Origin of the sequence: Chitinophaga sp. Ak27, assembly GCF_012726295.1 — a bacterium.
Taxonomy (GTDB): Bacteria; Bacteroidota; Bacteroidia; order Chitinophagales; family Chitinophagaceae; genus Chitinophaga.
In genome coordinates, this window is the sequence record NZ_JABAOB010000009.1 from 98,845 (window position 1) to 118,885 (window position 20,041).

10 protein-coding genes are annotated in these 20,041 nt (G+C 45.8%); all 10 read left to right on the forward strand.

What is annotated here, in order from left to right:
* Positions 1 to 8 precede the first annotated feature (8 nt).
* The 10 genes from HGH90_RS25780 (at position 9) to HGH90_RS25825 (ending at position 20,020) form a co-directional block, all read left to right on the forward strand.
* The gene (locus tag HGH90_RS25780; RefSeq protein ID WP_169192207.1) at positions 9 to 3,128 is read left to right on the forward strand and encodes a SusC/RagA family TonB-linked outer membrane protein; all 3,120 of its coding nucleotides are present in this window, start codon (positions 9 to 11) and stop codon (positions 3,126 to 3,128) included.
* Between the two features lie 17 nt (positions 3,129 to 3,145).
* The gene (locus HGH90_RS25785) at positions 3,146 to 4,738 is read left to right on the forward strand and encodes a RagB/SusD family nutrient uptake outer membrane protein (RefSeq protein ID WP_168762636.1); all 1,593 of its coding nucleotides are present in this window, start codon (positions 3,146 to 3,148) and stop codon (positions 4,736 to 4,738) included.
* A 590-nt stretch (positions 4,739 to 5,328) separates the two neighbouring features.
* Complete coding sequence (locus HGH90_RS25790) at positions 5,329 to 8,487, forward strand: SusC/RagA family TonB-linked outer membrane protein (protein WP_211172682.1); 3,159 nt, start codon at positions 5,329 to 5,331, stop codon at positions 8,485 to 8,487.
* Between the two features lie 27 nt (positions 8,488 to 8,514).
* The gene (locus tag HGH90_RS25795) at positions 8,515 to 10,086 is read left to right on the forward strand and encodes a RagB/SusD family nutrient uptake outer membrane protein (protein ID WP_169192208.1); all 1,572 of its coding nucleotides are present in this window, start codon (positions 8,515 to 8,517) and stop codon (positions 10,084 to 10,086) included.
* A 21-nt stretch (positions 10,087 to 10,107) separates the two neighbouring features.
* Positions 10,108 to 11,325, forward strand: a complete 1,218-nt coding sequence (locus HGH90_RS25800) for a glycan-binding surface protein (protein WP_169192209.1) — start codon at positions 10,108 to 10,110, stop codon at positions 11,323 to 11,325.
* 24 nt (positions 11,326 to 11,349) lie between these two features.
* Positions 11,350 to 12,810, forward strand: coding sequence for a cellulase family glycosylhydrolase (locus tag HGH90_RS25805; RefSeq protein ID WP_211092881.1), 1,461 nt, complete (start codon positions 11,350 to 11,352; stop codon positions 12,808 to 12,810).
* Between the two features lie 24 nt (positions 12,811 to 12,834).
* A complete protein-coding gene (locus tag HGH90_RS25810; RefSeq protein WP_168762640.1) occupies positions 12,835 to 14,766 on the forward strand; it encodes a glycoside hydrolase family 97 protein in 1,932 nt (643 codons plus the stop codon).
* A 34-nt stretch (positions 14,767 to 14,800) separates the two neighbouring features.
* Positions 14,801 to 16,984 carry a glycoside hydrolase family 3 C-terminal domain-containing protein gene (locus HGH90_RS25815; protein WP_168762641.1) on the forward strand — a complete coding sequence of 728 codons (2,184 nt, stop codon included), beginning with the start codon at positions 14,801 to 14,803 and terminating at the stop codon, positions 16,982 to 16,984.
* Between the two features lie 22 nt (positions 16,985 to 17,006).
* The gene (locus tag HGH90_RS25820; RefSeq protein ID WP_211172683.1) at positions 17,007 to 19,094 is read left to right on the forward strand and encodes a beta-galactosidase; all 2,088 of its coding nucleotides are present in this window, start codon (positions 17,007 to 17,009) and stop codon (positions 19,092 to 19,094) included.
* 23 nt (positions 19,095 to 19,117) lie between these two features.
* Complete coding sequence (locus HGH90_RS25825) at positions 19,118 to 20,020, forward strand: alpha/beta hydrolase (protein ID WP_211172684.1); 903 nt, start codon at positions 19,118 to 19,120, stop codon at positions 20,018 to 20,020.
* Positions 20,021 to 20,041 lie beyond the last annotated feature (21 nt).

Here is a 20,041-nt window from a genome sequence, read left to right on the forward strand (position 1 = left end):
TCACACGTATGAACTCAGCCAAAATTGTTCACTTGCGAGTATTGCTGCTCTGGGGTATTTTAATTTTTACTCTCGGCAGAAACGCCTACGCACAAAATACAAAGGTGAGTGGAACAATCACCAGTCAAATTACTTCCCAGCCGGTTGCGGCCGCATCAGTAGCGGTAAAGGGAACCCAAACTTCTACGATTGCTGATGCAACAGGAAAGTTTACCATCACAGCATCCATTGGAGATGTACTGATTATTTCTTCAGTTGGTTTTGTCCCTAAAGAAGTGAAGGTAACTTCTCATGAGTTGAAAATTCAATTACAGGATGCAGAAAGTCAATTGGAAAATGTAGTGGTGATTGGTTATGGTGTACAGAAGAAAAAACTGGTAACCGGCGCCAACGTACAGGTGAAAGGTGCCGATATTCAGAAACAGAATACCACTACGGCACTGCAGGGATTGCAGGGACAAGCGCCGGGTGTGCAAATTACTACTTACTCCGGACAGCCCGGAGCTGGTATGAATGTGATTATCCGTGGTAAGGGTACTGTAGGTAATTTTGCGCCTTTATATATTGTGGATGGTGTTCAAACCAGCGATATTTCTTACCTGAACCCCGCGGATATTGCATCTATAGATATCCTGAAAGATGCTGCTTCTGCCGCCATTTATGGTTCTCAGGCAGCGAATGGCGTTATACTGGTAACCACCAGAACCGGAAAAGTAAATCAGAAGCCGCAGGTAACGCTGGATGCTTTCTATGGTGTTCAGAATGTGGCGCGTAAAGCAAAATTGCTGAATGCAAAAGAATACGCCACTATCATTAATGAAGCGGCAACCAACTCCGGTAAGTCGCCTTACTTCAGCAACGATGTAGTCAACAACCTGCCGGTAAATACCAACTGGATGGACCAGATGTTTAAAAGCAATGTGCCGACCCAAAACTATGTGCTGGGGATACAGGGTGGTGGAGCTAACTCCATTTATTCTATGTCTCTGGGATACACCAGCCAGGGGGGTATTGTTGGTGGCTCTGATATTTCTTATTTCGACCGTTATAATTTCAGAATAAACTCTGAGCATAATTTATATGATAATATAGTTAAGATAGGAGAACACCTTACGTTCAATTATCAGAACAATCATGGTATTCTGGTAGATGGACAATACAACAATACATTACGCAGTGCTTTTGGTGTTAGTCCTTTTCTGCCTATGTATGACTCTGCTGGTAATTACTTCAGCAGCGACAGGAAAGGCTGGTATCCGGGAAAGCCCGACCAGTCCTGGAATAATGGAGAAGCCAATCCTTATGCCGTTATGGATTATACCACGAGGAACCGGAACAGTAGCCAGGGGTTATTCGGGGATGTGTACATACAGGTAGAACCCATTAAAGGGCTTAAGTTCCGGTCAAGCCTCGGTTTGAATTATTATTCAAACCAAAGCCATGGCTATACGCCGGTGTATCACCTGTCTATTTATTCGTTTAATGATACCGCCAAGGTAACCCAGTCTATGGGAAATGGACGCACTATCCAGTTTGATAATTTACTCAGTTATGATTTTAATGTGCATGCAGATCATCATTTCAGTGTCATGGTGGGTAGTTCTTCGCTGAAGCAACAAACGGTGGCGATGAACGGTAGTAACTGGGACCTGCGTATTGCCGATATGCAGCACGCTTATTTATCTGTTGCCCAGAATGTGAACAGGGGTGCACCTTATATGAGTGTTGGTGGCGGTCCCTCTGCCAGCGCGTTGTTGTCTTTTTTCGGAAGGCTTCAATATGATTTCCAGGAAAAGTATTTATTGAATCTCACCTTCAGGGGAGATGGATCATCGAAGTTTGCGCCGGATAAGCGCTGGGGTTATTTCCCTTCTGTGTCTGCAGGATGGGTAGCCAGCAGGGAAAACTTTATGCAGGGTGTTCAATGGCTTGATTTCCTCAAAATACGTGGTAGCTGGGGACAGGTGGGTAATCAGAATGTTGATGCTTACCAGTTTTTATCTCCTATCAGTTTCGCCAATGCAGGTTATATATTCGGACCTGTTGAAGGGGTAAACACGCAGGGAGCTTATCCAAGTCGCATTGCCAACCCGAATGTAAAATGGGAAACCTCAGAACAAACCAATATCGGCTTTGACGCTACAGTGTTACAGCGCCTGAATGTAACTTTTGACTACTACATTAAAAAAACAAAAGACTGGTTAATCAGAGTTCCCATCCTGGCTACTGCCGGCGCTGATGCCCCGCTTATTAATGGTGGTGATGTGAAAAATACCGGCGTTGAACTGGGCCTTAGCTATAGCAACAGTATTGGTAAAGACTTTAATTACAGTATTGGTATAAATGGCGCTTATAACAGAAACAGAATAGGAAATATACCTACCAACGATCATGTGATCCATGGTAGCACCAATTCGCTGTATGCCAATGCGGGAGAGTTTTATCGTGCTGCCAACGGAGAACCTGTTGGTTACTTCTGGGGTTATAAAACTGCTGGTCTTTTCCAGACAGAAGATGAAGTACAGGCTTACAAAGGTAAAACAGGAGCGCCTATTCAGCCTAATGCCAAACCTGGCGATGTTCGCTATGTTGACTTAAATGGTGACGGTGTTATTGATGCCAACGACAAAACAAAAATTGGAGATCCCAATCCTGATTTTACATTCGGTTTTAACATCACCCTCGGCTGGAAAGGTTTTGATTTCTCCGTACAGGCATCAGGTGTAACAGGTAATCAATTGGTTCAGTCCTGGAGAAGCCCGGGTGGTTTTGCTAATTACTCCACTGAAATCCTCGGTCGCTGGCATGGTGCGGGAACATCCAATAGAATTCCGAGAGTAACGGAAGATGGTGTTAACTGGGCACAGTTTTCCGACCTGTATGTTTATGATGGGAAATTCCTTCGCATCAACAATATCACGTTAGGCTATGACTTTTCCAGGTTAGCGAAGAAAAGCTACCTGGGTAAAGTGAGAGTGTATGCATCTGTTCAAAATGCTTTCATCCTTACAAAATATAAAGGTATGGACGCTGAAGTGGGGTATAATGAAGGCTTTTCATCCGGTGTGGATGTAGGTTATTATCCACGGCCCAGAACTTTTATGGTAGGCGCAAACTTCCGTTTTTAATTTAAAATGAATTGGCGATGAAAAATTTAAAATCTTATATACTTGTTACAGCCTTGTTGTCATTAGCAGCCTGTAAAAAAAACTTCCTGGATACAGAAGATGTAACCGCCGCTACAGAACAGAATTTTTATAAAACACCCAATGATGCCTGGAAAGCCCAGGTAGGTGTTTATGATGGATTACAACGGGTTTGGTCTGGGGGAATCGCTTTCCCGGTGGCGTCTACCATCATGTCTGACGAAGCATTTGGTGCTACCGGTAACGCCGACGGCTTTGGTTTTCAGATGATGGATGAATTTGATAAGCTCCGTTCTCCTTCAGACCAGGACTTGTTTGGTGATTCGTGGAGCCTTTATTATAAGGCCATCTACCGTGCTAATATGTTGTTGTCGCACCTGGACGGTGTGAATTGGGGCGGGGATCCGGGTTTGCGTAATACTTATGAAGCGGAAACAAGATTTATCCGTGCCTATTGCTACTTTGATATGGTGAGGTTATGGGGTAATGTTCCGTTGATTACAAAGCCTACCACGGATAATGTGCCACAGGCCAGTGCCGATGATGTTTATAAGCTGATTACCGATGACCTGAAATTTGCCGCTGCTAACCTGGCGGCTACCAGTTATACCAGCCAGCCTGCTTCCACCCATGGACGCGTAACCAAATGGGCTGCTGAAGCCTTGCTGGGCCGCGTATTCCTGTACTACACCGGTTATTACAACAAACCAGACCTGGTAGGAGCGGTATCGAAAGCGCAGGCCCTTGCTTACCTGGAGGATGTTATTACGAACGGTGGATTTGGCTTGGTCGACAAATTTGCCAACTTATGGCCGGCTGCTTCGCTGAATAACTATGTAGGCGAGGATAATAAAGAAACCGTATTTGCTATCAAATATACCTATACCAGCGACTGGAACGGAAACGTAGATGGCAATAACTGGATGGTAATGTATGGTATTCGTATTCAGAGCATTTATCCTTATGGAATGGGCTGGGGGGGCGCCACGGTAAATCCAAAGCTCTGGAATGCCTTTGACGCGAACGATAGCCGCAGAAGTGCTTCCATCATTTCTTTCAGCGATGAAAAGCTCAATTTCCAGAATATAAAAGACCAGAGAGAGTATACGGGCTACACAATTAAAAAGTATACACCCATGGCAGATGAGGCAGGAAGAAGTTTGGCAGAAAAGATGGGAGGGGCCAGCTTTATGATCAGCCAGTTCCAGGATTATGTGTCTATCCGTTATGCCGATGTATTACTAATGGCAGCCGAATTAGGCGCGGGGAACGCACAAAAGTACTTTGATGATGTTCGCAAGAGAGCATTGGGCGCCGCTTTTGTTCAGATCCCGGTAAACCAGGCAAATATTATGAATGAAAGGAGACTGGAATTTGCTGCTGAAGGAATCCGTTACTGGGATTTGCTTCGCCAGGGAATAAACGTGGCTGCTGCGGCCATTGCGGAATCAACAACGGTTCAAAATGGCGGTGTAAATACTACTAAAACCATTCTTGCATCCAAAGTGGTGGAAACCAAAGGCCTGGTACAAATACCCAATACACAAATTACGTTGTCTAACAATGTATTGAAACAAAATGCAGGGTGGTAGCATAGCTGCGTTACCCTTCGCCATTTAAATCATCCATTCTAATAATATAATCAGGAAAGCCGGTTCGGGAGAAATTGTCGATGTTGGATGAATGCAAATAAGGAGCTACCGGCTTTCCAGATTTTTACAGCCCGCATTATTTCTATAATGCCGTCACCAAGAGAAGTGCCATCGTCATACAGCGATGTACCCGGCGTGCGACCAATTGTAACATTTAACGCCCATAGTTGAATCAATCCGGTCCCGTGATTGAGCCGCCATCACTATAGCTTTACAACATCAATCCACGTATATGAAACTACAATTACCACCACTTTACACGCCAGCCCATACTCGCTTTAGGGAGGTGCTGGAAGGTTATTCCAGGACAGGGCCCAGTCTCCCTTTTACTGTTATGATGGCTTTACTATTTCGTTCACCTCAAACTCATCTACTTTAAAGTACCAGGTCATATTTAATAAATGGATAATGAATTTACTGCCTGAAAGCATTCCCATTTTAATAGCTGGTTCTGTCACAAATGTGCTGACCTAATGAAATGTCTTCTCCCTCTGCCGGAGATAATCGTCCACTTATGTAAAAATTTTAAAATGAAGTCAACCAAAATGATTCGCGCGCGAATACTACCGCTATTGGGTATCCTTTTGGGATTCCTTTCCAGCACATCCCTCTTTGCACAAACAATAAAGGTAACCGGTAGGGTTATTAATAAAGGTACCGCCGCTGCTATCCCCGGGGCAACTGTTACCTTAAAAAATACGAATCGCTTTGCTATTACCGATGAAGCCGGAAAATTCGCCATTGATGCTTCCACAGGAAATACCCTGGTAATTACCATAGTCGGCTATCAGAAAAAAGAAGTAGTTATAAATAAAAGCGCAGCTATCGACGTAGCACTGACTGAAAATATCTCTCAGCTGGGAGACGTCGTGGTGATTGGCTATGGTAAAGTAAGACGCCCTGATGTAACCGGCGCCATATCATCTGTTTCGGGGGATGAAATCCGAAAAACACAACCTGTTACCTTTGACCAGGCCCTGCAGGGAAAGGTGCCCGGCCTGGTAGCCCAGCAAATATCTGGTCAGCCCGGTGGAGCGGTGTCTGTTCAAATCCGTGGCTTGTCTTCCTTTGGAGGAAGCTCGCCTATGTACGTTATCGACGGGATTATTATTGGCGGCACGGCGGCATTAGGCGCCGGTGTGAATCCACTGGCCGGTATCAATCCTTCTGAAATTGAATCTATCGATGTATTAAAAGATGCCTCTGCAACAGCTATTTATGGTTCCCAGGCTACCAATGGCGTAGTGGTAATAACCACCAAGCGGGGACAGGTGGCGCCACCCAGCATTACCTACGACATGTACACCGGCTACCAGCAAATACCCAAAAGGTTGCCCCTGATGAATTTAAGAGAGTATGCCAGTTTTATAAATGACAGGAACACCGGGTTAGGCTGGGGATTTGATACCCGTCCGGAATTTGCCAATCCCAAGTACCTCGGCGATGGCACCGACTGGCAGAAAGAACTTTTTAGAAATGCCCCCATGTCTAATCATACGCTCACCATTAGCGGGGGTGATCCCAGAACACAATACCTGCTGTCCGGTTCGTATTTTAACCAGGAAGGTATTGCCCTGGGGTCCGACTTTCGCAGAATGTCATTAAGATTGAATCTTGACAATAAAACAACCAATTGGCTGAAGATAGGTACCAGCCTGCAATTGGTGAATATTAAGGAAAACGTAAATTCTACCGGCTCTAGCGTCATTAACACGGCATTAAGCCAAACACCCGATATAGCGGTGAAAAATGAGGATGGCAGCTGGGGCGGCGCCTATAACCCTAATGGATGGGTAAACAGCACCGTAAACCCTTATGCTATCGCTCTGATTAATAAAGATGAGGTAAAAAGAAACCAGCTTTTTGGTAATTTATATGCAGAAATTGCATTTACTAAAGACCTGACCCTTCGGAATGAAGTAACCGGGAGCTTTTCGATGGCTACGGAAGACCGCTTTAATCCCTCTTATACCTTTGGGCTTGTAAAAAATACGCTTAACAGCGCCTCTTATAATTCTTCCCAAAACTCATTTACTACCCTCAGAAATTTTCTGACCTATGCGCATTTGTTTAAAAATAAATACAATGTAAATGTATTGCTGGGACATGAAGCACAACTGAGCACGAATGAAAGCTCCTCTGCCGGCAGGAGTAATTTTCCTTCCAACAATGTGCAGGTTATCAGCAGTGGAGATCCTACCACAGCCACCAACGCTGGCAGCAAGGGACAAAGTGCCCAGGAATCCTACTTTGGCCGTATCAACTTTGGCCTCGATGATAAGTACTTGTTTACCGCCAACGTCCGCGCAGATGGTTCCTCCAAGTTTGCGGCCAATAACCGCTGGGTAACTACCTACTCAGGCGCCTTTGCCTGGAAGTTAAATAATGAAGAGTTCCTGAAGCAGGTGAAAGAAGTCAACGAGTTGAAACTGCGACTAGGATATGGTTTAACGAACAACCAGAATATCCGCGATTACGCTTATACATCAACATTGGCTACTGTAGCGACCGGGCTGACGGGTATCGCACAATTGACGCAGAATGTGGGTAATCCATTTGTACAATGGGAAAAAACAAAATATGCGAATATAGGACTGGATGGTACACTTTTTAACTGGAGGATCAATTTCTCCGTGGATTTTTACAATCGTAGAACAGATGGATTAGTGCTGCAAATTCCTCTGCCGCTGTATTCCGGAACGTCTATTGGCTATGCGCCGGGAGCGCTGGATGCCCCCTATGTCAATGTAGGTACTGTTAACAACAAGGGCTTCGACTTTAGAATCAGTTCTACCAATATTAAAAGAAAAAATTTCACCTGGAAAACAGACCTGACCGTTTCGCGTAACATTAACGAAGTGTTGAAGCTTAATACGGATGGCGCTTCGCTGGATAGGACGTATAGCAAAACCGTTGTAGGCAGGTCTATTGGCGAGTTTTACGGGTATGTAATTGATGGAGGTGTATTTGCAACGAGAGAGGATTTTAAGACACATGCATTACCTACAAAAAATGGGGTGCCATTGCCAGTCGGCGCTGCCGGCGGTAGTATCTGGTATGGCGATCTGAAATTCAAAGATTTTAATGGCGATGGCGTGATCGATGAACATGATCAAACTTTTCTCGGCTCCCCCATACCTAAATACCAGCTTGGTTTCAACAACACCTTTTCATATAAAAATTTTGACCTGAATATTTTTTTCGCTGCCAACGTGGGCAACAAAGTATATAATCAAATGCGTATAAATGGCGAGTATCCGGGTACCAGTTATGGATACATGAAGGCGCTGACGAACTATGCAAAACTTACTTTGATTGATCCAAACGGAAGCGCCACGGATATTGATAATATAAAGGTGACGAATCCCGATACCAGGATTGTGGGTATCAGGAACGATAATACCAATGATAATAACCGGAACTCTGATAAGTTCGTGGAAGATGGAACTTTTCTGAGATGTAAGAATATTTCTTTGGGATATACCCTCCCCGAAAGCCTGATTTCAAAGGTCAGCATTAAGTACCTGCGGGTTTACGTCAATGTTTCCAATGCTTTCATTATTACTAACTACAAGGGAATGGATCCTGAAATTGGGTCATGGGACCCGCTGAGTGCCGGTGTAGATAATGGCTATTATCCACAGCCCAGGGTATTTACCATTGGCGCTAACATTAAACTGACCAAATAAAATATTCATCTGTTAATATCAATTGTTATGAGATCAATATTGGATAAAATAATTGCATTCCTGTTCATAATAATAGTGATGACGGGATGTTCCAAAAGTTTCCTGGATCGTCCGCCGTTGTCACAAATAAGTGCTGATAATTTCTATCAAAGTACCGGCGATTTAAGGCTGGCAACAGCGGCATTGTACGCAGGCACACCCTGGGCCGACTGGAACTATAATTGTTATTTACCGGTAGGTGATGTGCTGAGTGGAAATATGGCGGTGGGCTACTGGGGAGATGCGGTGCAGTTGAATACTTTTACCGTTACCGGCCTCAATGGGATTATGATTTCCAACTGGAAGTCGATGTATAAAGTCATCGCGCATTGTAACGTTACCATTAATGCCATTCAGCAAAAAGCGCCTGACTCCATCCCAGCTAAAAACAAAGATGCAGCTATAGCGGAAGCCCGGTTTATACGCGGGTTTGCCTATTATAATCTCGCGGTGCAATGGGGCGCTGTTCCGATTATTGAAGATAACAGCAAGTTGATTATATCTCCGCTGGTTAACCGGGTAAAGACGGAAGACGTATACAAATTTGCGATCAACGATCTGACATTTGCGGCCGGACACCTTCCCGCAGCTGATGTGGCGGGGAGAGTTACCACCTGGTCTGCACAAGGCATGCTGGCGAAAGTTTATTTAACCGCTGCCGGATTGAACCGGCAAGGTTCCAGGAATCAGCAGTTCCTGGATAGTGCGGCAAAATATGCAGGAAATGTATGTAAGAACAGTGGACTGGCATTGTCTGCTAATTATGCCGATCTTTTTAAAACCCAGTTTAATGATAATCCTGAGTCTTTGTTTGCCTTACAATGGGCGCCAGGTGGCTCCTGGCTGGAAGGTAATATGCTGCAGATCTATTCCACCAGTGCAGAAATATCTGCCAACGGGTCGGCTGGCTGGTTTGGCATAGGGCCAACGGTAGATATGTACAAGTTATACGCTACAGGGGACTCCATCAGGCGTAAAGCTACTTTTATGATCAACGGCGACTATTACCCGGAGCTGAATGCCGCCGGTGGCGGATTTAAATTTACCGGATCGTGTGCATTGAAAAAACATATTATCGGCACCAACAAAGATAATAATGCGCCTACCATGACGCAAACAACTTCTACAGAGCATAACGCATTGCTAAGGCTGGCAGATGTTTATCTCTTGTATGCGGAAGCCATACTGGGTAACAATGCTTCCACAAGTGACGGAGACGCGCTTTTATATTTTAACAAAGTTCGCACCAGGGCAGGAATGCTTCCGGCTCCAAAAATAGATGCCGACAGCGTGTTACTTGAAAGAAGAATTGAACTGGCAGCAGAGGGCCAATATTGGACAGACCTCGTGAGATTGTCTTACTATAATCCGGCAAAGGCGATCAACATGTTAAAGGGTGAAACACGGGTAACCTTTACAATTTCAGGCGGGGTTTTAACACCTGCCAGTCCATATGGAGTGATTACGCCGCCCACTATCCAGAGCTTTACTTTCCCTATACCTTCTTCTGAGGTGACTGCTAATCCGAAACTGCAGGAACCTCCGGTATCATATTATTAAAAAACCAAAAATTATTATACCGTGAATAAAGTAACATTCCACCATATATATAAAAGCTGGGCGCTTTACATACTTGCAATGATTTTTATGGGTATGCCATCCGCCTGTAAGAAGGATGTAACGGCCGGAGCACCGGAAATAACAAGCGTTAGAAACTACGCAGCATCTCCCGCAGATACCCTTGTCAACACGATCACTACCGGCCAGCGGGTAGTACTGATCGGGCATAACTTAAAGGATGCCGTACAGATATCTTTTAATGGCGTACCAGCTTCTATCAACAGTGTGCTCTTTTCCGATACCAGTGCTACGGTGCTGGTTCCTGCAGTGATACCATTCCCATCGGTACCTGCGGAAAGTCTGAACACGATCCGCTACATTACCCGGCAGGGAGCCACTACGTTCTCCTTCAGCATTGCTGCACCGCCGCCATCCATCACGGCAATTTCCAACGAAAATGCGAACGAAGGTGATTCTGTGTATATTTCCGGCCTCAATCTGTTTTTTATAAAGCAACTCACCTTCGCCGGCACTGCAATTACTCACTTTGCAGAGTCCAGCGATGGTACGTCTGTCGGATTTATATTGCCGGCGCTTAGCCAGGCCGGACCAGTAGTAGTTACCACCAAATCAGGAACTGCCACTACTCCCTACAACGTGAATGACGATAAAACAGGTGTGCTCTGCAATTTTGATAACGTCAATACTTTTAGCTGGGGCACCAGTACCGATAACAGCAGCACCGCATACCCGGGAAACAGGGGCTATTATGCCGTATTGAAAAATGATGTATTGCCGGCAGGCGATGGTACCTGGTGGGGTGCTGGTCGCAGTATCAATACCAACGATGTAAAGTGGGTGCCTACCGATAGTTTGAGCGTTGCAGTGGATGATTATGCCATTAAGTTTGAGATCAATGTTCGTACCGCCTGGTCCGGTACATCTATTTATGTAGTAAAAGGTTTTTCATTTGATTACCTGGCTCGGTATGAGCCATGGCAGGGAGCTGACGGTACGGTTACTCCATTTACAACAAAAGGCTGGCGTACGGTAACAATTCCTTTATCGATGTTTAGAACCAATGATGGTAAAGGCACAGCAGCCGGGAGCCTGACTACTTTACTGGGCGCTACAGCTACCGGTGCTGTAAATATCCAGACCAAGAACTTTTCCGGTTCACCGTCGGCTTCCGGTTTACAGGCGGCTATTGATAATATCAGGGTAGTGAAAATTAAATAGCATCAGAAAATTTTAACCAATTATATGAATATGAAAATCAGCAGAAGGTATGCGATGGTGAGCTTACTCTTTTTTGCCGTCACGGCTACGTGCTGTAGTAAAAAGAGTGCTGTTACACCTGAGTTGTCAGTTTCCTCGTCGGAAATTGTTTTTCAGCCCGATGGAGGCACTACTAACGTATCTATTGCCAGTAACGTAGATTGGAATATTAGTAATCCTGCGTCGGACTGGATACAGGTAAGCCAGGCAACCGGCAATAGCGGCCAGGCGGCTGTGATGGTCACCACTACAGCTAATGCTACCGGTGCAAGCCGGTCAGCGGTACTGGTGATCAATGCTGGAAACAGCCAGGTGCGCAGGGTTAATATAAAACAGGCCAGCAGCTTATATCCCGGCTATAACACATCACCGGCGCCAGCCGATGCCAGTGGCATGGGAAGCAATGCCGTGCAGCTGGCGGCAAAATTTAAACTGGGCTGGAATATTGGAAATACTTTAGAAGCCATTGGCGGAGAAACTGCCTGGGGAAATCCTTTGATTACGGAAAGTTATATCCAGGCTGTAAAACAACAGGGATTTAACGCCATCCGCCTGCCTTGCTCATGGGACCACTATTCAGATAAAGCTACTGCCAAAATCCAGGATGAATGGCTCAACCGCGTAAAACAGGTGGTGCAGTATTGCGTGAATAACGATATGTATGTGTTGCTCAATATACACTGGGATGGCGGCTGGCTGGAGAACAATATTACCAAAGCCAAACAGGATTCTGTGAATGCAAAGCAAAAGGCATTCTGGGAACAAATAGCCACCAAAATGCGTGATTTTGATGAGCACCTGATGTTTGCCAGCGCCAACGAACCGGCAGTGGAAAACCAGGAGCAGATGGACGTACTGGCCGGCTATCATCAAACCTTCGTTAGCGCAGTCCGCTCCACCGGCGGCCGTAACAGTTACCGGGTGCTGGTAGTACAGGGGCCCTCAACAAATATTGAAAAAAGTAATGATTGGATGAATACACTTCCTACCGATGCGGTGAAAGACCGTATGATGGTAGAAGTACATTATTATTCTCCCGCCCAGTTTTGTATACTGATGGATGGCGATGCCTCGTGGGGTAAAATGTTTTATTACTGGGGCGCCGGCCATCATTCTACGATCGAGCCTGACCGGAACGCTACCTGGGGCGAAGAAAGTGACGTAGATAAATCCTTCAGCCTGGTAAAAACGAAATTTATCGATAAACAGATCCCTGTAATATTGGGCGAATACGGCACTTATCGGCGCGGTAACAGCAGGTATGTACCTAAAGACCTGGCTACGCATAATGATGCGGTAGACTACTGGCTTACTTACGTTACCAAACGGGCAATTGCCAGCGGTGCGAAGCCCTTCTATTGGGATACCGGCGGCGCATTGGACAGACGTAACAATACAGTGCTGGATCAGCGCACTATGAATGCACTCAGGACAGGCGGTAACTAATAATTAAGTACAAACATGGTAAATATGAAATTTGCGATTGGAGTTGTTTTCTTTTTTTCTTTTAATGCGTTGACATCGTTTGCCCAAAAAGTAACGGTGCAATCGCCGGATCAGCGGATCAATGTTGGTTTATTTTCTACGCCGGATAACGGTACAGGAGGATGGTATCTTAAAGCATCTTACAATAACCAGGGAAAGATGGTGGAAGTAATTCCACGAATTGATATCGGACTAGTGCGCAGTGACCAGGAGTTTTCAAAGGAGCTGAGATTGCTGAACACAGGTAAAATCCGGTTAATCCATGAACAATACACGGTATTGCATGGTAAGAAATCGGTTTGCACCAATGACGGAAATGAAGTTATTGTTTCTTTCGAAAATCCTTCCAAAGCAAAAATGAACGTTATCATCAGGGCTTATAACGATGGTGTCGCCTTCCGTTATGAGTTCCCTGAAAAACAAGGAACGTTTGTGGTGAAAGATGAACTTACTGCCTATGGCATTCCTAAAGAAACAAGCCGCTGGATGGAAAAATGGAATACACCCAATGAAGAATTTTATACTTCCATGAGTGATAGCAGCATTCAAAAACAGCAATGGTGCTACCCGGCGCTTTTTAAGTTAAAAGATAATGCCGGCTGGTTCCTGTTACATGAAGCCGATGTAACAGGAACCTATTGTGGTACTAAGCTCAGTAACACAAATGATGCATCCATCTACAAATTGACATTTCCGGATCAGCGGGACGGGAAAGGGCTGGGTGCATCGCAGCCAACCATCACGCTACCCTGGCAATCGCCCTGGCGTGTAATCATTGCCGGTACGCTGGCGGATGTGGTGGCATCTACATTAACCGACGATGTGGCTGCCCCGTCTGTGGTAAAGCATACCGACTGGATTAAACCTGGCATTGCTTCCTGGAATTACTGGTCTCACAATCACGGCACTATGGATTATAAAGTGGTGTGTGAGTTTACCGACCTGGCCGCAGAAATGAGCTGGCCATACACCTTGCTCGACTGGGAATGGGATGCCATGGGCAATGGCGGAAACCTGGAGGATGCACTCCGATATATCCATTCAAAAGGAGTGAAACCGCTGATGTGGTACAATTCAGGTGGCCCCCATACCGACGTTAGCGCTACACCGCGCGACAGGTTATTGACGCATGAAAAGCGGGTAGAAGAATTTACAAAATTGAAAAAATTAGGTATTGCCGGTATAAAAGTAGACTTCTTTGAGAGCGAGAAGCAGGAGATGATTCAATATTATCTTGATATCCTGAAAGATGCCGCTGCCTTTGAAATAATGGTTTATTTCCACGGTTGCCTGGTACCAAGGGGCTGGACAAGAACCTATCCGAACCTGATGACACAGGAAGCGGTACGCGGTGCGGAGTGGTACAACTATGACCCCAATTCTACGCTGGCTATGCCGGTACACAATGCCATCTTGCCCTTCACCCGCAACGTGGTAGGACCAATGGACTACACACCGGTTACCTTTACCAATTCCCAGCATCCACATACTACCTCCTATGGACATGAACTGGCATTGAGCATTGTGTTCGAATCCGGTATTCAGCACCTGGCAGACCGCCCGGAAGGCTATCGTGAGTTGCCCGATGCCGCTAAAGCATTCCTGCGGGAAGTTCCCGCTGCATGGGATGATACCAGGTTACTGGCCGGTTATCCCGGTAAAGATGTGATGCTGGCACGCCGTAAAAATGATACCTGGTTTATTGGAGGCATTAACGCTGAGATACAGGAAAAGAAAGAGACGATAAATTGCAACTTTCTGCCGGAAGGTATAAAATATAAGCTGACATTAATTAGCGACGGAAAGCACGATAAAGCATTTACCACCAGGTATTTGGTGGTCGACAAATCCAGCATGGTAAACGTTCCCGTGCTACGCCGTGGCGGATTTGTGGCAGTAATGAAACCAATGCCATAACAAAGGAATGTATTGAAATAGAAAATAGATGGAAATGAAAAGAATAGTAAGGCAACTGGTACTCGGAGTTACTGGCCTGTTGATAGGAGGTATAGCCAATGCACAACTGGCGGCAAATGGCAATAAACAGGAGGGGAAAATCCGCTCCCTGATCCACCGTATGACCTTGGCTGAGAAAGTTAGCCTGCTGCATGCCAATTCAAAATTTTATGTGTCAGGTATTAAAAGATTGGGCATCCCGGAGTTGGCAACCAGCGATGGCCCGCATGGGGTGCGTGCGGAAATTAACCGGCACGACTGGGGATATGCCGGATGGACCAACGATTCAGCCACCTGCTTCCCTCCAGGGACAGCATTGGCGGCTACCTGGAACCCGAAGCTGGCTTATGAAAGGGGAATAGTATTGGGAGAAGAAGCCCGTTTCCGGAAAAAAGATATTTTACTCGGACCAGGTATCAATATTATCCGTTCGCCGCTTTGCGGACGAAATTTTGAGTACATGAGTGAGGATCCGTTCCTCATTTCAAAAATGGCGGTGGCCTATATTAAAGCCCTACAGTCGAAGGATGTAGCCGTAAGTGTGAAACACTGGCTGGCTAATAACCAGGAAACCCACCGGGATTCTGTAGATGTGCACATGAGTGAACGGGCATTGCGTGAAATTTACCTGCCGGGATTTAAGGCGTCGGTGATGGAAGGTGGCGCGTATACGGTAATGGCGGCGTACAATAAATTCAGGGGCGACTGGTGCTCGGAAAATGAATACCTGGACAGGGAAATTCTCCGTAAGGAGTTTGGCTTTAAAGGTGTGCTGATGACCGATTGGGCAGCTGCGCATACAACAGTAAAAGCTGCTTTGGCCGGCCTCGACCTGGAAATGGGAACTGATAAGCAGGATTATAACGAATGGTATTTTGCCGATCCGTTAATCCAGGCAGTAAAGGAAGGGAAAGTACCTGTTGCCGTGGTGGATGAAAAAGTAGCGAATATATTACGGGTGATGATGGCTACGAAAATGTTTGAGGAAGGAACGCGCGAAAAAGGTAAAATGAATACGCCGGCACATCAGCAGGCAGCATATAACGATGCCGTCGAAGCAGCGGTATTATTGCAGAATAATAGAAACATACTTCCGATTGATTTCAAAAAAATAAAATCGGTGGCCGTTATCGGCGATAATGCTACACGCCGGCACTGCAATGGAGGGCTTAGTTCTGAAATAAAAGCCCTGTATGAAGTTACGCCGCTGGAGGCTATCCGGAAAAAATTCGGAGCGGATGTGAAAATTAATTTTGCCCAGGGCTATGAGAAACAATCTTCTTTCAAAGAAGGTAGCAATACAGGCCAGGCAAATGCTGACAAGATTGATTGGAAGTTGATTGATGATGCAGTTAAGGCAGCAAAGGAATCAGATGTAGTAATTGTTTTCGGAGGGCTAAATCACGATTTTGATACAGAGTCTTCCGATAAGCAAAATATGGATTTACCTTATGGACAAGAGGTGTTGATCCAGGAAGTAGCAAAGGCTAACCCTAATACCGTAGTGGTTATTATAGCCGGGTCACCGGTAAAGTTATCCGGCATTGTTCAACGGGTACCTGCTATATTGTGGTCATGGTTTGGAGGAATGGAAGCAGGCAACGCCGTGGCAGATCTCTTAAGCGGTAAAGTAAATCCTTCCGGCAAACTGCCATTTACCTTGCCGGTATCGCTGGATCAGTCGCCCGCGCACGCCCTGGGTAATTTCCCAGGCAGAAACCTGCGTGTAAATTATGAAGAAGATATTTTGGTAGGCTATCGCTGGTTTGATACAAAGAAAATCGTTCCCCAGTTTCCATTTGGATATGGCCTTTCTTATACGGGATTTTCTATTGGTAATTTTTCTGCCGATAAAACCAGTTATGGAAAGGAGGAAACGATCCACGCAAAATGTACGGTAACAAATACAGGTTCCCGGGAAGGAGCAGAGGTAGTGCAGTTATATGCCAGCGATCCGCAGTGTGCTGTGCTGCGCCCGGAGAAAGAATTAAAGGCGTTTGAGAAGATTTTTCTCCGGCCTGGCGAAACAAAGACGATTGAGCTTTCAGTAAAAGTGGCTGACCTTGCATTTTATGACGAGGCAAAAAGATCCTGGAATGTAGAAGCAGGCGATTTTATTTTACATATTGGCAATTCATCACGCAATATTTCATCATCCGTGAATATTTTGGTGAAGTGAAATAATGAAGACAATCATACAAATGAGTAAGCGTATCATACTTGTTCTTGTAACAATTTTACTGCCGGGATGGAAAGCGCGCGCACAGCAAGCTGACCAATTTTTTCCTGCGAAAAACCTGGTTACTACCGGTATTTATTATTACCCCGAGCATTGGAATGAAAGCCAATGGGAGCGCGATATAAAGAAGATCGCTGATATGGGCTTTGAGTTTGTGCACCTTGCCGAATTTGCCTGGTTTAAAATGGAACCTGCGGAGGGGAAGTTCGACTTTGTATGGCTTGATAGGGTGGTGGCCCTCTGCGCAAAATATAATCTCAAAGTACTGATGTGCACTCCTTCAGCCACTACGCCTGCGTGGATGAGGACTAACTACCCGGAAACCTTCATCATGGATGGCCACTATATACGCGGAGAGCAGGGTACACGCGGCCTGGGGTCGATAGTGAACCCTGCCTACCGAAAGTTTGTAAAGACCATTGTAACGGAAATGGGCAAACGTTATGGGGCTAATAAAAATGTGGTGGGCTGGCAACTGGATAATGAGCCGGATGCAAAGCCTGACTATAGCCCTTCTTCACAAGAGGCATTCAGACAATGGCTGCAGCATAAGTATAAAACCGTCGAAGCGCTGAACACCGCCTGGGGAACGGCCTTCTGGAGTCAATGGTACAATAACTTCGACCAGGTGATCATTCCAAATACGAACCTGGTCGGCTGGTGGGGCAATAATCCCCATGCCCTGCTGGATTTTAAAAGGTATTGTGCAGATGTGCAAGGCGCATTTCTCGATTTTCAGGCGGATATATTACGGGAAAATATCTCGAAGGATCAATATATCACGACTAACTATACGGCGGTTTCTACAGGGGCTGATCCCCGGCGGACGAACAAGCTCGATTTTGCTACCTACACAGCGTATCCAAACGGAGGCACAAACAATATCGGGGAGCTGGGCTTTCGTTTGGGAAATAGTAAAGTAATTCTCTTTGCAGCGGAATATTATAAGTCAGTCGGCGGACTTTCTGGCGTGATGGAAATCCAGCCAGGCCCGGTCAACTGGGGCAGTTACAATCCGCTACTGCTGCCAGGCGCCGTGCGTTTGTGGCTTTATCACACCTTTGCAGCAGGAGGGCGACTGGCCAGCTCTTACCGGTTTCGCCAGATCAACTACAGTGCCGAGCAATATCATGCCGGTGTGATGCAAACAGATGGCATAACGCCTTCTCCCGGTGGAGAAGAGTATATGCAATTCATGAAAGAAATAAAAATCCTAAGAAAACAATACAAGCCGGGCGTCGTTATGCCGGAAAAGCTGGCGGCCCGCTCAACAGCCATTGTTTGGAACCTCGAAAACTACTGGACAATTGACCGGCAAAAGCAAACCTGGCAATGGGATACCTGGAATTACCCGGTTAAATTCCTGGAAATAGCTAAGTCACTCGGTGCACCGGTAGATGTAGTTCCGGAAACCGCAGATCTGTCGAAATATAAGGTTGTTATTGTACCTGCATACGAAATGGTGGATGGCGCTTTGATTAAAAAATGGCGGGATTACACAGCGGAAGGAGGCCACCTGATCGTTACCTGCCGTACAGGCACTAAAGATCGTATGGGACACTTTTGGGAAGCCGGCTGGGCGGCGCCTATGTCCGGCCTCATAGGCGCCCGGATAGAGGCAACTGACATGCTTTCAAACAGCGCTAAAGGGGATATCCTGATGAAATCAACGCACTACGGCTGGAATAACTGGGCCGACCTGCTGGCGCCGGAAAAAAATACAACCCTGCTTGCCACGTACAGCAACCAATTCTATAGCGGAAAGGCGGCCGTAGTAAAACATAAGATTGGCAAAGGCAGTGTTACCTATATCGGGGTAGATACCGATGATTCGAAATTGGAATCAGATGTACTACAGGATATATATAGCGAGGCAGGTGCTACTACGGAGCATTATCCGCCAGGAGTGTACGTTTATTGGCGGGATGGCTTTTATGTGGCGGTAAACTACTCTTCTGATAATTATGAAATGAAAGTACCCGGTCAGGCCAGCGTACTGATAGGAGAAAAAATGCTGAAACCAGCAGGAGTGCTGGTTTGGAGCGAGTAAAAATAACCTTATAAGAAAATATCATGAGTAACAGGTATTTGTTTATTTCAATTGTTTGTATGCTGGCCAGCCATATCTGCCTGGCACAAACGGATAAAGTGTCTTTACAAACAGACACAACACCCACATTTCCTAACCCGCCAGCTGGATTTAATGTACAACATAATAATGTGCCTCATGGGAAATTGACCGCTGTTCAATATGATTCAAGAACACTGGGAAAACGCAGGGAAATGAATGTGTATACACCTCCGGGATACTCAGCTGACAGGAAGTATCCTGTGCTGTACCTGTTGCATGGCCTGGGAGAAGACTATCGTCAATGGACAGAATGGTGCCAGGCTGATAACATTATTGACAACCTGGTGGCAGCCGGTAAAATACAGCCTGTAATAATGGTTTTTCCCAACTGCGATACCAGGCTGACAGTAACGGATACGGCCCGCGCCAATCGCTCGGGTAGAGCGGATGGGTTTGAAGGTTACGGAAAACCATTTGAAGAGGACTTGCTGAAAGACATCATTCCTTACGTCGATGCACACTATTCCACCATCAGTGACGCTAAACATCGGGCATTGGCAGGGTTATCGATGGGTGGTGGACAATCCTTAAATATAGGATTACATCACCTGGAAACATTCGCCTATGTGGGTGGATTTTCTTCCGCACCTAACACCAATAAGTTTGGTGGCATGTATACAGATGTTCCATTCGTGCCGGATATTAATGCAGCCAGGGAAAAACTGAAACTGCTATGGCTGGGATGTGGTACCAAAGATGGTCTTTTTAAGATCAGTGAAAAAGCGCACCAGTATCTTAACGAAATAGGTATTCGGCACATCTGGAATGTAGACGCTAACGGCCACGATAATACGGAATGGGATAATAACCTGTACCTGTTTTCCCAACATATTTTTAAACGATAGAAAGAAAGGTAAATATATTAA

What these genes read in the sequence shown, in the direction of transcription:
- HGH90_RS25780 (WP_169192207.1), top strand. Translation starts at nt 9, where the DNA reads ATGAACTCAGCCAAAATTGTTCACTTGCGAGTATTGCTGCTCTGGGGT.
- HGH90_RS25785 (WP_168762636.1), top strand. Translation starts at nt 3,146, where the DNA reads ATGAAAAATTTAAAATCTTATATACTTGTTACAGCCTTGTTGTCATTA.
- HGH90_RS25790 (WP_211172682.1), top strand. Translation starts at nt 5,329, where the DNA reads ATGAAGTCAACCAAAATGATTCGCGCGCGAATACTACCGCTATTGGGT.
- HGH90_RS25795 (WP_169192208.1), top strand. Translation starts at nt 8,515, where the DNA reads ATGAGATCAATATTGGATAAAATAATTGCATTCCTGTTCATAATAATA.
- HGH90_RS25805 (WP_211092881.1), top strand. Translation starts at nt 11,350, where the DNA reads ATGAATATGAAAATCAGCAGAAGGTATGCGATGGTGAGCTTACTCTTT.
- HGH90_RS25810 (WP_168762640.1), top strand. Translation starts at nt 12,835, where the DNA reads ATGAAATTTGCGATTGGAGTTGTTTTCTTTTTTTCTTTTAATGCGTTG.
- HGH90_RS25815 (WP_168762641.1), top strand. Translation starts at nt 14,801, where the DNA reads ATGAAAAGAATAGTAAGGCAACTGGTACTCGGAGTTACTGGCCTGTTG.
- HGH90_RS25820 (WP_211172683.1), top strand. Translation starts at nt 17,007, where the DNA reads ATGAGTAAGCGTATCATACTTGTTCTTGTAACAATTTTACTGCCGGGA.
- HGH90_RS25825 (WP_211172684.1), top strand. Translation starts at nt 19,118, where the DNA reads ATGAGTAACAGGTATTTGTTTATTTCAATTGTTTGTATGCTGGCCAGC.